Source organism: Pseudomonas protegens (assembly GCF_013407925.2).
Classification (GTDB): Bacteria; Pseudomonadota; Gammaproteobacteria; order Pseudomonadales; family Pseudomonadaceae; genus Aquipseudomonas; species Aquipseudomonas fluorescens_AP.
This window is the reverse complement of record NZ_CP060201.1, coordinates 1,229,250-1,242,132: the sequence shown is the minus strand read 5'-3', so window position 1 is coordinate 1,242,132 and position 12,883 is coordinate 1,229,250. Positions and strand designations below refer to the sequence as shown.

The window sequence follows — 12,883 nt, the reverse complement described above, 5'->3', positions numbered from 1 at the left end:
GACTGCCTGTGACTGGCTTGTTTATTACCCTGGAAGGCCCGGAAGGGGCCGGTAAAAGCACCAACCGCGAGTACCTCGCCGAGCGCCTGCGCGCCGCGGGCATCGAGGTGGTGTTGACCCGCGAGCCCGGCGGCACGCCCTTGGCCGAGCGGATTCGCGAAGTGCTGCTGACCCCGGGCGAGGAAGTCATGAATGCCGACACCGAGCTGCTGCTGGTGTTCGCGGCCCGCGCCCAGCATCTGGCCACGGTGATTCGCCCGGCACTGGCCCGCGGCGCGGTGGTCCTGTGTGACCGTTTCACCGATTCGACCTATGCCTATCAGGGCGCCGGTCGTGGCCTGAGCCTTGAGCGCATCGAGGCCTTGGAGCGTTTCGTGCAGGGTGAATTGCGTCCGGATCTGACCCTGGTGTTCGACTTGCCGGTGGATGTCGGTCTGGCTCGGGCCAGTGCTCGCGGTCGGCTGGATCGCTTCGAACAGGAAGGCCAGGCGTTTTTCCAGAAGGTGCGCCAGGCGTACCTGACCCGCGCCGCCGCTGCGCCCCAGCGTTATTGCCTGGTGGATGCGGCGCAGCCCCTGGCCCGGGTCCAGCAGTCCCTGGATGCCTTGTTGCCGCAACTGCTGGAGCGCGCCCGTGGCTGAAGTCTTTCCCTGGCAGGACGGCCTCTGGCAGCAGTTGGCCGGGCGCACGCAACATGCCCACGCCTATCTGCTGCACGGCCCGGCGGGCATCGGCAAGCGAGCCCTGGCAGAACGCCTGATGGCGCGTCTGCTGTGCCAGCGTCCGAACGGGCTGGATGCCTGTGGCCAGTGCAAGTCCTGCCTGCTGCTCCAGGCCGGTAGTCATCCGGACAACTACGTGCTGGAGCCCGAAGAGGCGGACAAGGCGATCAAGGTCGACCAGGTGCGTGAGTTGGTCAGCTTCGTGGTGCAGACCGCACAGTTGGGGGGGCGCAAGGTGGTGCTGATCGAGCCGGTGGAGTCGATGAACATCAATGCGTCCAACGCCTTGCTGAAAAGCCTTGAGGAGCCTTCCGGGGATACCGTGCTGCTGTTGGTGAGTCATCAGCCGAGCCGTTTGCTGCCGACCATCAAGAGTCGCTGTGTCCAGCAGGCCTGTCCCTTGCCCAGCGCGGCGATGAGCCAGCAATGGTTGGCCGGGGCGCTGCCCGAGTGTTCCGATGAAGAGCGCCTGGAGCTGCTGACGCTGGCCGCCGGATCGCCGCTGGCCGCCGTCGGCTTGCAGGCCCAGGGGGTTCGCGAGCAGCGGGCGCTGGTGGTGGACGGGGTGAAGAAGTTGCTCAAGCAGCAACAGTCGCCGACCCAGCTGGCCGAGGCCTGGAATGCCATCCCTCTGTTGCTGTTGTTCGACTGGTTCTGTGACTGGTCGAACCTGGTCTTGCGTTACCAGTTGACCCAGGACGAGGACGGCCTGGGTTTGCAGGACATGCGCAAGGTGTTGCAGTACCTGGCGCAGAAGTCCGGCCAGGACAAGGTGTTGGCGATCCAGGACTGGATCCTGGCCCAGCGACAAAAGGTCCTGAGCAAGGCCAACCTCAACCGAGTGTTGCTGTTGGAGGCGCTGTTGGTGCAATGGGCGGCGTTGCCGACCCGGCACTGAGCGGCCTGTCCCTGAATCAGGCCGGTATCCGGCCGGACGACAACGCCCGGCCCTTTCATTGATCGGATGTAGTTGTAGGCTCCCATGCTCGTAGATTCCCATTGCCACCTTGATCGTCTCGACCTTGCCGCCCATGACGGCTCCCTGGATGCGGCACTGGCCGCGGCCCGCCAGCGCGGTGTCGGGCACTTCCTGTGCATTGGCGTCAGCGCCGACAACGCCGCGGACGTCAAGGCCCTGGCCGAGCGTTACGAGGATGTCGATTGCTCGGTGGGGGTGCACCCGCTGGACCTGCAGCCCGGCGCTGCCCCGGCCCTGGACTGGCTGTTGCAGGAGCTGAGCCACCCGCGGGTGGTGGCCATTGGCGAAACCGGCCTGGACTATCACTACGAGCCGGAAGCGGCCGAGCTGCAGCAGGCGTCTTTCCGTCTGCATTTGCAGGCCGCGCAACAGACCGGCAAGCCGGTGGTGGTGCACACCCGCGGTGCTCGCGCCGACACCCTGGCGCTGCTGCGGGAAGCGGCATTGCCCAATGCCGGCGTGCTGCATTGCTTCACCGAGGACTGGGACATGGCCAAGGCGGCGCTGGACCTGGGGTTCTATATCTCTCTGTCGGGCATCGTCACCTTCCGCAATGCCGACGCCCTGCGCGATGTGGCTCGCCAGGTGCCTGCCGATCGGCTGCTGGTGGAAACCGACTCGCCGTACCTGGCGCCCATCCCTTATCGCGGCAAGCCCAACCTGCCGCAGTACGTGCGCGAAGTGGCGGAGTTCCTGGCGATGCTGCGTGGCGAGGCCTACGAGGCCTTTGCCGAACAGACCACGGCCAACTTCAAGCGCCTGTTTCCCCAGGCTCGGGTCAAGAGCGGGGCCTGATCGGTTACTGGAAAGCTTGAATTTCAGGCAAAAAAAACCCGGGTTCTGGGGGGTGAATCCGGGTTAAGACCATTAGGAGTAAAACTAAGGCACGCGGTCCATCGGTACCTAAATCGGCGTTTCACTTGGGGGAGATGTCGCGCCGACAGTTGAAGTATTGATCACTATTGGATTCAGTCCAGTTGCCCCTGCCTGGTTTTTAAACAAATTTGGAATACAGGCGCTTCGCTTGAGTTCTCATTTTTCGAGGTTCGGCGCTTTTCTTGCTGGAATTTCCCGCGTTTTCGCTGTTTTTAGCGAAATTCAGCGTAAAACGGCGATTGTTGTCGCGCGTTTTGCACACAAGCCGTTGCAGTTTAGTCCGCCAGTCAGCCTGATCCTGATCAATGGCATCGGCACTTTCAGAATGTTCGCCCGTTCTCGATGTCTTTTCGCTGCTTTGCAGGGCTTTTTCTAATCTCTATAAAGCAACGATGCTGAAGCGCAATGACGTCATTGCGACTCATGAATGTATTTTCGTCGAGTAGGGGGCGCGGATGAGTGTCGGGAGCCGGTTATGGAAAAGACCCGGACTTTGCGGTCTGATCCGAGGCTCGCGGGCGCTGGGCGTTTGCTATGTGAACCGTGCGCCGAGCCCGTATTCACGGGATTTCGCAGGTTTCGGCGACCCATTCAGCGGCGTGCGTCAGGCGGGCTTTTGCGCCAGAAACAGCTGCAACGAAGGATGATCCGTGCATTTTGGCGCAAGTTAGGCATAATACGCGGCTTCGATTTTGACCCCGAACAGACCTTTTCTTATGCAGAAAGAACCTCGTAAGGTCCGTGAGTTTCGTCGCCGCGAGCAAGAAATTCTCGATACCGCGCTCAAGCTGTTCCTCGAACAAGGTGAAGACAGTGTCACCGTCGAGATGATTGCGGATGCCGTGGGTATCGGCAAAGGGACCATCTACAAGCATTTCAAGTCCAAGGCGGAGATCTACCTGCGCCTGATGCTCGACTATGAGCGTGACCTGAACGAGCTGCTGCACTCGGCCGATGTCGACAAGGACAAGGAAGCCCTGTCCCGGGCCTACTTCGAATTTCGCATGCGCGACCCGCAGCGCTACCGGCTGTTCGACCGCCTGGAAGAGAAGGTGGTCAAGGGCAATCAGGTGCCGGAAATGGTCGAGGAACTGCACAAGATCCGCGCCTCCAACTTCGAGCGCCTGACCTTGTTGATCAAGGGCCGTATCAGCGAAGGCAAGCTCGAAGACGTCCCGCCTTACTTCCACTACTGCGCCTCCTGGGCACTGGTGCATGGCGCGGTGGCGCTGTACCACTCGCCTTTCTGGAGCAATGTGCTGGAGGATCAGGAGGGCTTCTTCCAGTTCCTGATGGATATCGGCGTGCGCATGGGCAACAAGCGCAAGCGCGACCCCGACACCTCGAACAGCTGAAGCATTCAGCTGCTGTATTGCGCCATCGACCACCTGTATGGCGCGGTGTCCGAGGAATATACTCAGGCATGGGACTTGCCAGAACCTGATTTTTGAGTCAGGTTTTGGCCGGTTCTCCCTTCCTACGCCGGAGTCATCCATGATCGTTGATCGTCAAGGCAGGCGCTTTCGCAATTTGCGGATCAGTCTGACGTCCGCCTGCAACTACGCCTGTACCTACTGCGTGCCCAACGGCAAGCGGCTGGTGGCTGCCCAGGACGAGTTGTCGGCCGAGGCGATGGCCCGGGGCGTGGCGTATCTGATTGAAGCGGCCGGCATCGAACGGCTGCGCATCACCGGCGGAGAGCCTCTGGTCAGTCCCAAGCTGGAAGCCTTCATGGGGGCGGTCGGGCGCATGGGGCTGGAAGACATCAGCCTGACCACCAACGGCCAGTTGCTGGCGCGCAAGCTGCCCTTGCTGGTGGAGGCGGGGATCCGCCGGATCAATGTTTCTCTCGATACCCTGGATGCCGCGGCCTTTCGCAGCATCGCCCGGGGTGGCGATCTGGCCAGCGTGCTCGATGGCATGCAGCAAGCGCGCGCGGCCGGGCTGAAGATCAAGGTCAACATGGTGCCGTTGCGCGGGCAGAACCTGGATCAGGTCATGCCGCTGCTTGATTACTGCCTGGAACGGGGCTACGAGCTGCGCTTCATCGAACTGATGCGCATGGGGCACCTGGCCAGCGACGGCAATGCCTTCCTGCAGCAGTTTGTCAGTCTGCAACAGTTGCTTGCGATGATCGGCGAGCGCTACGAATACCTTCAGGCCGATGCGCCGCTGGATGCGACCGCCGTGCGTTACGAGATTCCCGGGCTGGGTCATTTCGGGGTGATTGCCAACGAAAGCGTGCCGTTCTGCCGCACCTGCTCGCGTCTGCGTCTGTCCTCCACCGGTTGGTTGCACGGCTGCCTGTCGTCAAGCAATCGCCACTATGTTGGCGACCTGCTGGACAAGCCGCGCCACCAAGCCTTGCCGGCGCTCCAGCGCCTGCTGGTCAAGGCCCTGGGCGACAAGCAGGACCTGGCCTTTTCCGGTGGCGCCACGGTGATGAAAATCATCGGCGGCTAGTTCGGCTGGCGCTGGAATGTCCTCCATTGGCGTAGCTGGCGCGGAAGCTGCATCTCGTGGCCATTCGCCGGTTTTCCGTCACCGGTTTTTGGAGGGTAGGATGCGTAGCCTGGTTTTGCTGCTGGCCTTTTTGGCACTCGGCGGCTGCATGAATGTCAGCGATATGGGTGAAGGGGTGCGCTATCACCTGAGCGACGCGGGGATGCTCGATCACAGCGATACCCGCCGGACCAGTTCATTCCGCATCCAGCCGGATTCGTTCATTTTCATCGCCCAGGGACACTTTGTACCGCCAGGCGGTGCTTATCCTCGACCCAACGTAGTGGCCGAAGAGGCCTTCAACGGCTTTGTCGAGTATTTCCCCATGGTGCGCCGGGCCAAAGCCCCCGAAGGCTTGAACGAGGCCATGGCCGAAGCCCGTGAAGTGGGCGCCCACTATCTGCTCTACGCTCGTTTCGCCAAGGCCGACGACCGCATCGGCAACTCCGATGAGTGGCTGGACCAGGAGGCGGTGGACCGTCTGGGCGTCGATACCAGCACCATCCAGATCATGCTGATCGAAACCAGTACCCAGTACCTGATCGATACGACCCGCATTCGCAGTCGTGGCGGATTACTGACGTTCCACGGCAACAAGCCCCAGGATCTGCTGGGCCCGCCGTTGCAGCAATATGCTCGCGGTTTGCTGGGCCTGAGCGACTGATTGAACGAGGAGAGCGGTATGAGTGGTCCAGGCAAGGCCAACGACCTGTTGGCGCAGATTCCCAAGGCCGAGAAGGGCCTGCCGCCGGTCCACCTGTGGAACCCCGATTTCTGTGGCGATATCGACATGCGTATCGCCCGCGACGGCACTTGGTACTACCTGGGGACCCCCATCGGTCGCAAGCCGATGGTCAAGCTGTTCTCCACCATCATCCGCCGCGATGGCGACGACTACTTTCTCGTCACTCCGGTGGAGAAGGTGGGCATCAAGGTCGACGACGCTCCCTTCGTCGCCGTGACCCTGGAGGTCGAAGGGCAGGGTGAGGCGCAGCTGCTGCGCTTTACCAGCAATGTCGACGAACAGGTGGTTGCCAACGTCGAGCATCCGCTGCGGGTGGTGATCGACCCGTTGACCCAGGAGCCGGCGCCTTATGTCCTGGTTCGAAACAACCTTGAGGCGCTGATCCATCGCAATGTGTTCTACCAGTTGGTGGAGCTGGCCCAGACTCGCGTTCTCGATGGCCAGCGCTGGCTGGGCGTGTGGAGTGATGGGGTGTTCTTCCCCATCGGTCTGGAGCCATAAAGACATTTCAATTTCGATTTCGAGATATTTCTTGATCTTGATCCCGCGTTTCATGTATCAAGCCGGACATGCCTAAACATGTTCGATTCGATAAGAAAACAAGAGTGGTCGACGAGCTGATCCGGCGCATTGAAAGCGGTCTGCTGGAAGACGGCTTTCAACTGCCGGGAGAGCATCAATTGGCCGGGGAGTTCGGTGTCAGTCGTGGCACCCTGCGTGAAGCCCTGGCCGAGCTCAAGCGCCGCAACTACATCGCCACGCAGAGCGGTGTGGGTTCCATCGTCACCTTCGACGGCGTCGCCCTGGACCAGCATCACGGCTGGGCCCAGGCCCTGGCCGAGAGTGGCGCCCTGGTCAACACCGAGGTGCTGCGCCTGGAGGCCGTGCGCCGCCCGGAGCTCAAGCACCGCCTGGGCACCGATCAGTTCATTGCCCTGGATCGCCGCCGGCGCAGCACCGACGGTCGGGTGCTGTCCCTCGAGCGTTCCCTGATCCCGGCCTCCGGCGAGCTGGAAGGCCTGCCCCGGGTCGGCCTGATCGATGATTCCCTGACCATTACCCTGGCCGCCTACGGCTACATCGGCGAGCGCGGCGATCAATGGATCGGCGCCGAGCCCTTGAACGCCGAAGACGCCGAGCTGCTCGGACGGGCGCCGGGAGACGTGTTCCTCAAGGCCCTGCGCACCACCTATGATCGCCAGGGGCGTTTCATGGAGCAGGTCGAGAGCCTGCTGGATCCGCAGCATTTCCGCATGCACCTGCAATTCGGAGAGTCGCGGTGAGTCCGCTCCAGCGGGCACTGGGCGCCTTCTACGGTCTGGCCCTGGGCGATGCCCTGGGCATGCCCACCCAGTCCTTGAGTCAGGAACAGATTCACCAGCGTTTCGGCGTGATCCGCACGCTGGAGGACGCGGGGCCCGAGCAGCCGATAGCTGCCAACATGCCCGCCGGTTCAATCACCGACGACACCGAACAGGCGATCCTGGTGGGGCGCCTGCTGGTTCAGGGCCAAGGCCGGATCGATCCGGCGGCCCTGGCCCGGAGCCTGATCCAGTGGGAGGCGGCGATGCAGGCCAAGGGCTCCCAGGATCTGCTCGGTCCCTCCACCAAGCGCGCCATTGAAATGATCCTCGCCGGTGAGTCGGTGGAGGAGGCCGGGCGCTATGGCACCACCAATGGCGCCGCGATGCGCATCACGCCGGTGGGCATCGCCACCGATGTCGCCAGCGCTCAAGGCTTTGTCCAGGCGGTGGTCGAAGCCTGCCAGGTCACGCACAACACCAGCCTGGGAATCGCCAGCGCGGCAGCGGTAGCGGCGGTGGTGTCCGCCGGTATCAATGGCGCCTCGCTGATCGACGCCTTGCCCCTTGGCGCGCAGATTGCCCGCCAGGCACAGGCCCATGGCCATTGGGTGGCCGGCGCGACCATCGCAGCGCGCCTGGAGTGGGCCGGCACCTTGGGGGTTGCAGGCGACAAGCCGGCTTTTGCCCGGATGCTGTATGAATTGATCGGCACCTCGGTGGCCTCCCAAGAGTCGGTGGTGGTCAGTTTCGCCCTGGCCCGGCAAGTTGCCCTGGGGCACCTTGAGGCCTTCGAGGCGCTGTGCATGGCCGCCGGGCTGGGCGGCGACACCGACACCATCGCGGCGATGCTCGGGGCCATGCTGGGCGCCTGCCTGGGCTTGCAGGCCTGGCCCGCGGAGTTGATCCACCAGGTGCAACAGGTCAATGAACTGGACCTGCAGCCGCTGGTAGAAGCGTTGCTGGCGCTGCGTTAAGTCGTCGCGCCCAGTGCCGAGCCCCAGGCTCGCTACACCTTTCGGCCGTACTGCCGATTGCTAGGGAAAGCTGGAACACGGCCAGGAATGCCGAAATGTTCTGTGACTTCCGAAATTGCCAAACACCCCAATAACGGCAACAGGAGTTTCATTCATGAGTTCATCGACGGTCGGCTCAGGCGCCGGGCAACTGGAAACCCGCGGCATCGAGCCGGTTCCCGAGGCGGAGTGCAACGGTCATCCGTTGCAGCTGTTCTGGGTCTGGTTCGCGGCCAATATCAGCATCCTCGGCCTGCCCCTCGGGGCGACCCTGGTGGCATTTCGTGGCTTGTCGATCTGGCAGGTGCTGCTGGTGGCGATCCTCGGTTCAGTAGGCTCGTTCGCCGTGGTCGGCTTGATCTCGGTGGCCGGCCGGCGCGGTCGGGCCCCGAGTCTGACCTTGTCCCGGGCGATCTTCGGTGTGCGTGGCAACATCGGTCCGACCCTGGTGTCGATGCTTTCGCGGGTCGGCTGGGAAACGGTGAACACCACCACGGCAGCCTTTGTCCTGCTGTCGCTGAGTTCTATCCTGTTCCAGACCCCGGCTTCGGCCAAGGACGCGCCACTGCTGACCCTGCTGTTCATCGGGATCTTCGTGCTAATGACCTTGAGCGTCTCCGGCCTGGGCCACGCCACCTTGCTGGTGATCCAGAAGTGGGCCACTTACGGTTTTGGCGCGCTGAACGTACTGGTGGGCGGTTTCCTCTGCGCCACCATCGACTGGACGGCGGTGTTCAATGCCGCGCCGGCCCCCATGAGCGCCATGATCATCGGGGTCGGCACCATGGCGGCCGGCACCGGGATCGGCTGGGCCAGCTCCGGGGCCGACATGTCGCGCTACCAGCATCGTTCGGTGACGGCCGGACGCCTGGTGGCCTCGGCGGCGTTTGGCGCCGGTATCCCACTGGTGCTGCTGATCACCCTGGGCGGCCTGCTGTCGGTGGGCAACGATCACCTGGCCTCGGCCGTGGACCCGATCATCGCGATCCGCGACATGCTGCCGACCTGGATGGCCGTGCCTTACCTGATCGCCGCTTTTGGCGGCCTGCTGCTGTCGAACAACCTGTCGGTGTATTCCGCCGGTCTTACCGCGCTGACCCTGGGCCTCAAGGTCAAGCGGGTCTACGCGGTGCTGGTGGATATCGTCGCGATCTTCCTCGGTTCGATCTATTTCATGCTGATCGCCGACAGTTTCTACGGACCCTTTATCAGCTTCATTTCCCTGCTGGCGGTGCCGATCACTGCCTGGGTGGGGATCTTCGTGGTGGACCTGATCCATCGTCATTACTACAGCGCCGATGATTTGTTGAATGTCGGGCCCGGCAGCGCCTACTGGTACCAGGGCGGGATCGAGTGGCGGGCGTTCGGCGCCTGGGTGCTGGCGATCATTCTGGGGTTCTGTTTCACCAGCATCGGCACCACCGCTGAAGACGTCTGGTTCACCGGGCCGCTGGCCGATTCCTGGTTGGGGCATAACGGCCTGGGCTGGGTCGTCACCTTCCTGGTGGCTGGCGGTGGGTACGCTTTGCTGGGCGGTGCCCGCGATCGGCGTGGGGCCTTTGTCGAGAATGCCAATGCCTAGGTTGCTGCACAGCGGCCAGGTGATCGTCGATCTGGTGATGGCCGTGGACCGGCTGCCGGCGGCCGGTGGTGATGTCCTGGCCCAGTCGGCGAGCTTCGAGGCCGGCGGCGGCTTCAATGTCATGGCCGCGGCGGCGCGCAATGGCTTGCCCGTGCTCTACCTGGGGCGCCACGGCCAGGGGCGCTTTGGCGATCTGGCCCGAGCGGCGATGCAGGCAGAGGGCATTGGCCTGAGTCTGCCGCCCAGTCCGGGTGCCGATACCGGTGTCTGTGTGGCCCTGACCGATGCCTCGGCCGAGCGTACCTTCATCTCCCATATCGGCGCCGAGGGTGAACTGTCGGCCGAGGATCTGGCAGAGGTCAGGGTCCAGGCGGATGACTATCTGTATGTCAGCGGCTACAGCCTGCTGCAGGCGAGCAAGGCTCAGGCGCTGGTCGACTGGCTGCTGGCATTGCCGCGCTCGGTGCCCTTGATGTTCGACCCGGGCCCGCTGGTGGACTCGCCCGACGCCCCCCTGATGCTGGCCTTGTTGCCGCGGATCGATATCTGGAGCAGTAACCGCGCCGAAGCCTTGGCCTTTACCGCCAGTTCGAGCATCGAGACGGCCTTGCAGCGCCTTGGCGAATGGCTGTCACCGACGGCCCTGCTGGTGCTGCGCGACGGCGCCCGGGGCTGTTGGATCGGACGCCAGGGGCAGCTGGCGCAGGTGGACGGATTCAAGGTCCAGGCGCTGGACAGCAATGGTGCCGGCGACGCCCATGCCGGGGTCTTTGTCGCCGGGCTGGCGGCGGGGCTTGAGCCATTGGCGGCCGCCCGCCGAGCCAATGCCGCAGCAGCCATTGCAGTGACCCGCCGTGGTCCGGCCACGGCACCTGGCAGCGCTGAAGTGGATGCCTTGCTGCAGGCCCAGGAGCCCCGCTGAGTGCCTGGCGCAAGCCGGGCTCGGCTTGCGCAATGCCTCAATCGTGGCGAGGTAGAACCAACCCCCAGCCCAGCCTTACTGGCTGCTGCCTTCAGAGCCGGAGCCACCGCTGGTGGTTTTCGAGCCGGTGCCGGTCTTGCCGTTGTCCGGGGTGGCCTGCAACGTGCCAGCGCCACCTTGGCGACCATTGTCGTTGCCCTGGGTACGCGGGTCGGTGCCGGTGGCCGGTGGCAGCGAACCCTCATCCATGGGCGCCGGGTTGATGTTGATCTTGGGGGTGATCTTGGGCGCGGGGGAGGTCGGTCCATGTGCGGGATCGTCCGGCCCGGTGGCGCCGGCCAGTGCGCCGGTGGACAGCAGTCCGGCCAGGGTCAGTACAGCCAGTTGAAGCTTGATCATGGTGTCGCCTCCATTCGTCTGAGTCGTTACCTGATATTGGTCTGTGCTGCTGGGCGGTTGGTGCCTGAGCACCGACGAACGGCGTCAGTCCCCTTGGGCCACCTGGGGTGTTTGCAAACGGCACCACCCCAGGCGCGCGAGGCTGATTAGCCAGTTCAGCACGGCAATGGCCAGCACGCTGAGCAGCAGCGCCTGGATACCGGCCTCGACGATGATCCTGCCAGCCAGGGAAAGCCGATCACCGCGACAAAGGTGCTGAGCATTGCCGCTGCAATCACGCGGCCGGCGTCGTGCTCATCGCCGCCGCGGCCGCTGATCAGCAGGGACAGGAGAAAGGTCGCGCCGTAGGACAGCGACAACAGATAACTGCCCAGGCACAACAGCCCGAACAAGGGGCCCGACACCTCGGATTGCGGCTTGGCCTGGGTGGGCATGAAAACACCTCGTCATGCTGGAACTGATGCCGGGCTTTCTAACATGGCGACGCCGCCGGTTGGTTGTGTTCCTGGTGGTTCAGGGTTAGCCGCCAGCGGAGTCAGCCTTCCGGCTCACTCGCCGATTTCCTCCAGCAATTCCTGCCTGAAGCGTTGCAGGCGCGCATGGCGGATCTGCGCCAGACGGGCGCCGCAGGAGGTCTGAAAACCTTCGGCCAAATGCAGCAGCTTGGTCTGGAAGTGATCCAGGGTGAAGCGCGCATCATCGAGCTCGCGCTGCTGGGCCGTGGGGTCGGCGGGGTCGTAGAGGGCCCGGCCCAGGCGGCCGGAGACGTAGAAAGTCCGCGCCACGCCCAGGGCACCGAGGGCATCGAGACGGTCGGCGTCCTGCAGGATCCTGGCTTCCAGGGTGGCCGGGGCCAGGGCGGCGGAAAAACTGTGGGCGGCGATGGCGTGAGCCACTGCTTCGATCTCGGCGTCGTTCCAGCTCAGCGCGGCGAGAATCCCCCGGGCCTTGTCCGCCGACAGGCGTGAGGCCTGGGGGCGCAAGGGCGAGTTTTTTTCCACGCTCACACAATCGTGGAGCAGGGTAGCGGCCAGCAGCACTCTGAGATCGCCGCCTTCTTCGTCGACTATGCGTCGCACGTTGTGCCAGGCCCGTTGCAGGTGGGACAGGTCATGGGAGCCGTCTTGTGTCGGTTCGAGAGCGTGGGGCAGCAAGGTTTCTGCCAGGGCGTGCAGGGGAGCAAAGTGCATTCGGCGGTCCAGGTTATCCAGTTCGGCGTCGCGCATGATCGGTGATTGGCCGATTCCTATAAATGCCCGTGCAAGTCTTTCGACTGTCGTTCTAATATGGCCGCCTGATTCCGCCATGAGAACCGTCGATGTCCGTCGAAATCCGTCCCGCGCTGCCTAGCGATGCCCCGCAGATTCTTGCCTTCATTACTGAACTCGCCGACTACGAGCGAGCGCGTCATGAGGTGATTGCCAGTGTCGCCGACATCGAGCGCAGCCTGTTCAGCGAGGGCGCCACGGCCCACGGTCTGATTTGCCTGCGGGACGGACAGCCGATCGGCTTCGCGGTGTTTTTCTTCAGTTACTCGACGTGGTTGGGCAGCAACTGCCTGTACCTGGAAGACCTTTACATCACCCCGGAACAACGGGGTGGCGGTGCGGGCAAGCAACTGCTGCGGCATCTGGCGCAGATTGCCTGTGACAACGATTGCGGACGCTTCGAATGGAGCGTGCTGGAGTGGAACGAACCAGCGATCCAGTTCTACAAGTCCCTGGGCGCCCAGCCTCAGGAGGAGTGGGTCAAGTACCGCATGGACGGTGAAGTGCTGCGCGCCTTCGCCCGCGGCTGACGTCGGCGGGTCTCTCTAGCAGGCGCCCTAGCAGGCGCCGG

The 12,883-nt window shown here is 63.5% G+C and carries 15 protein-coding genes and 1 pseudogene; 13 read left to right on the top strand and 3 right to left on the bottom strand.

Going from position 1 to position 12,883, the window contains the following annotated elements; translation table 11 throughout:
• Positions 1–8 precede the first annotated feature (8 nt).
• The 12 genes from tmk (at position 9) to GGI48_RS05720 (ending at position 10,645) form a co-directional block, all read left to right on the top strand.
• Complete coding sequence (gene tmk, locus GGI48_RS05775) at positions 9–641, top strand: dTMP kinase (RefSeq protein ID WP_016968275.1); 633 nt, start codon at positions 9–11, stop codon at positions 639–641.
• Positions 634–1,620, top strand: coding sequence for a DNA polymerase III subunit delta' (locus GGI48_RS05770; protein ID WP_016968276.1), 987 nt, complete (start codon positions 634–636; stop codon positions 1,618–1,620). Before tmk ends, GGI48_RS05770 begins: the two co-directional genes overlap by 8 nt.
• 84 nt (positions 1,621–1,704) lie before the next feature.
• Complete coding sequence (locus GGI48_RS05765) at positions 1,705–2,496, top strand: TatD family hydrolase (protein WP_179597429.1); 792 nt, start codon at positions 1,705–1,707, stop codon at positions 2,494–2,496.
• A gap of 229 nt (positions 2,497–2,725) precedes the next feature.
• The gene (locus GGI48_RS05760) at positions 2,726–2,953 is read left to right on the top strand and encodes a hypothetical protein (RefSeq protein WP_179597427.1); all 228 of its coding nucleotides are present in this window, start codon (positions 2,726–2,728) and stop codon (positions 2,951–2,953) included.
• Between the two features lie 340 nt (positions 2,954–3,293).
• Positions 3,294–3,932 (top strand): TetR/AcrR family transcriptional regulator, encoded by a 639-nt coding sequence (locus GGI48_RS05755; protein ID WP_011060125.1) that lies wholly within the window; start codon positions 3,294–3,296, stop codon positions 3,930–3,932.
• A gap of 139 nt (positions 3,933–4,071) precedes the next feature.
• A complete protein-coding gene (locus GGI48_RS05750) occupies positions 4,072–5,040 on the top strand; it encodes a GTP 3',8-cyclase MoaA (protein ID WP_047302844.1) in 969 nt (322 codons plus the stop codon).
• Positions 5,041–5,140: 100 nt separating this feature from the next.
• A complete protein-coding gene (locus tag GGI48_RS05745) occupies positions 5,141–5,743 on the top strand; it encodes a DUF4823 domain-containing protein (protein ID WP_179597425.1) in 603 nt (200 codons plus the stop codon).
• Positions 5,744–5,761: 18 nt separating this feature from the next.
• Positions 5,762–6,325 (top strand): DUF1285 domain-containing protein, encoded by a 564-nt coding sequence (locus tag GGI48_RS05740; protein ID WP_016968280.1) that lies wholly within the window; start codon positions 5,762–5,764, stop codon positions 6,323–6,325.
• A 68-nt stretch (positions 6,326–6,393) separates the two neighbouring features.
• Positions 6,394–7,107 (top strand): GntR family transcriptional regulator, encoded by a 714-nt coding sequence (locus GGI48_RS05735; protein ID WP_047302846.1) that lies wholly within the window; start codon positions 6,394–6,396, stop codon positions 7,105–7,107.
• A complete protein-coding gene (locus GGI48_RS05730; RefSeq protein ID WP_103741215.1) occupies positions 7,104–8,102 on the top strand; it encodes an ADP-ribosylglycohydrolase family protein in 999 nt (332 codons plus the stop codon). Before GGI48_RS05735 ends, GGI48_RS05730 begins: the two co-directional genes overlap by 4 nt.
• Before the next feature lie 154 nt (positions 8,103–8,256).
• The gene (locus GGI48_RS05725) at positions 8,257–9,723 is read left to right on the top strand and encodes a purine-cytosine permease family protein (RefSeq protein WP_016968283.1); all 1,467 of its coding nucleotides are present in this window, start codon (positions 8,257–8,259) and stop codon (positions 9,721–9,723) included.
• Positions 9,716–10,645, top strand: a complete 930-nt coding sequence (locus GGI48_RS05720; protein WP_179597423.1) for a PfkB family carbohydrate kinase — start codon at positions 9,716–9,718, stop codon at positions 10,643–10,645. The genes GGI48_RS05725 and GGI48_RS05720 overlap by 8 nt, the downstream gene beginning before the upstream one ends.
• A gap of 75 nt (positions 10,646–10,720) precedes the next feature.
• Here GGI48_RS05720 and GGI48_RS05715 read toward each other — a convergent pair whose 3' ends face one another.
• The 3 genes and pseudogenes from GGI48_RS05715 to GGI48_RS05705 form a co-directional block, all read right to left on the bottom strand.
• Positions 10,721–11,044: a hypothetical protein gene (locus GGI48_RS05715; protein WP_016964464.1), complete on the bottom strand. Its 324-nt coding sequence runs from the start codon at positions 11,042–11,044 to the stop codon at positions 10,721–10,723.
• 236 nt (positions 11,045–11,280) lie between these two features.
• Positions 11,281–11,478: pseudogene (locus GGI48_RS05710) on the bottom strand (MFS transporter); the annotation flags it as partial.
• A gap of 114 nt (positions 11,479–11,592) precedes the next feature.
• Positions 11,593–12,234 carry an HD domain-containing protein gene (locus GGI48_RS05705; RefSeq protein WP_179597421.1) on the bottom strand — a complete coding sequence of 214 codons (642 nt, stop codon included), beginning with the start codon at positions 12,232–12,234 and terminating at the stop codon, positions 11,593–11,595.
• A gap of 128 nt (positions 12,235–12,362) precedes the next feature.
• On the opposite strand from GGI48_RS05705, the gene GGI48_RS05700 reads away from it, so the two are divergent.
• Positions 12,363–12,842: a GNAT family N-acetyltransferase gene (locus tag GGI48_RS05700; RefSeq protein WP_016964463.1), complete on the top strand. Its 480-nt coding sequence runs from the start codon at positions 12,363–12,365 to the stop codon at positions 12,840–12,842.
• Positions 12,843–12,883: the final 41 nt, after the last annotated feature.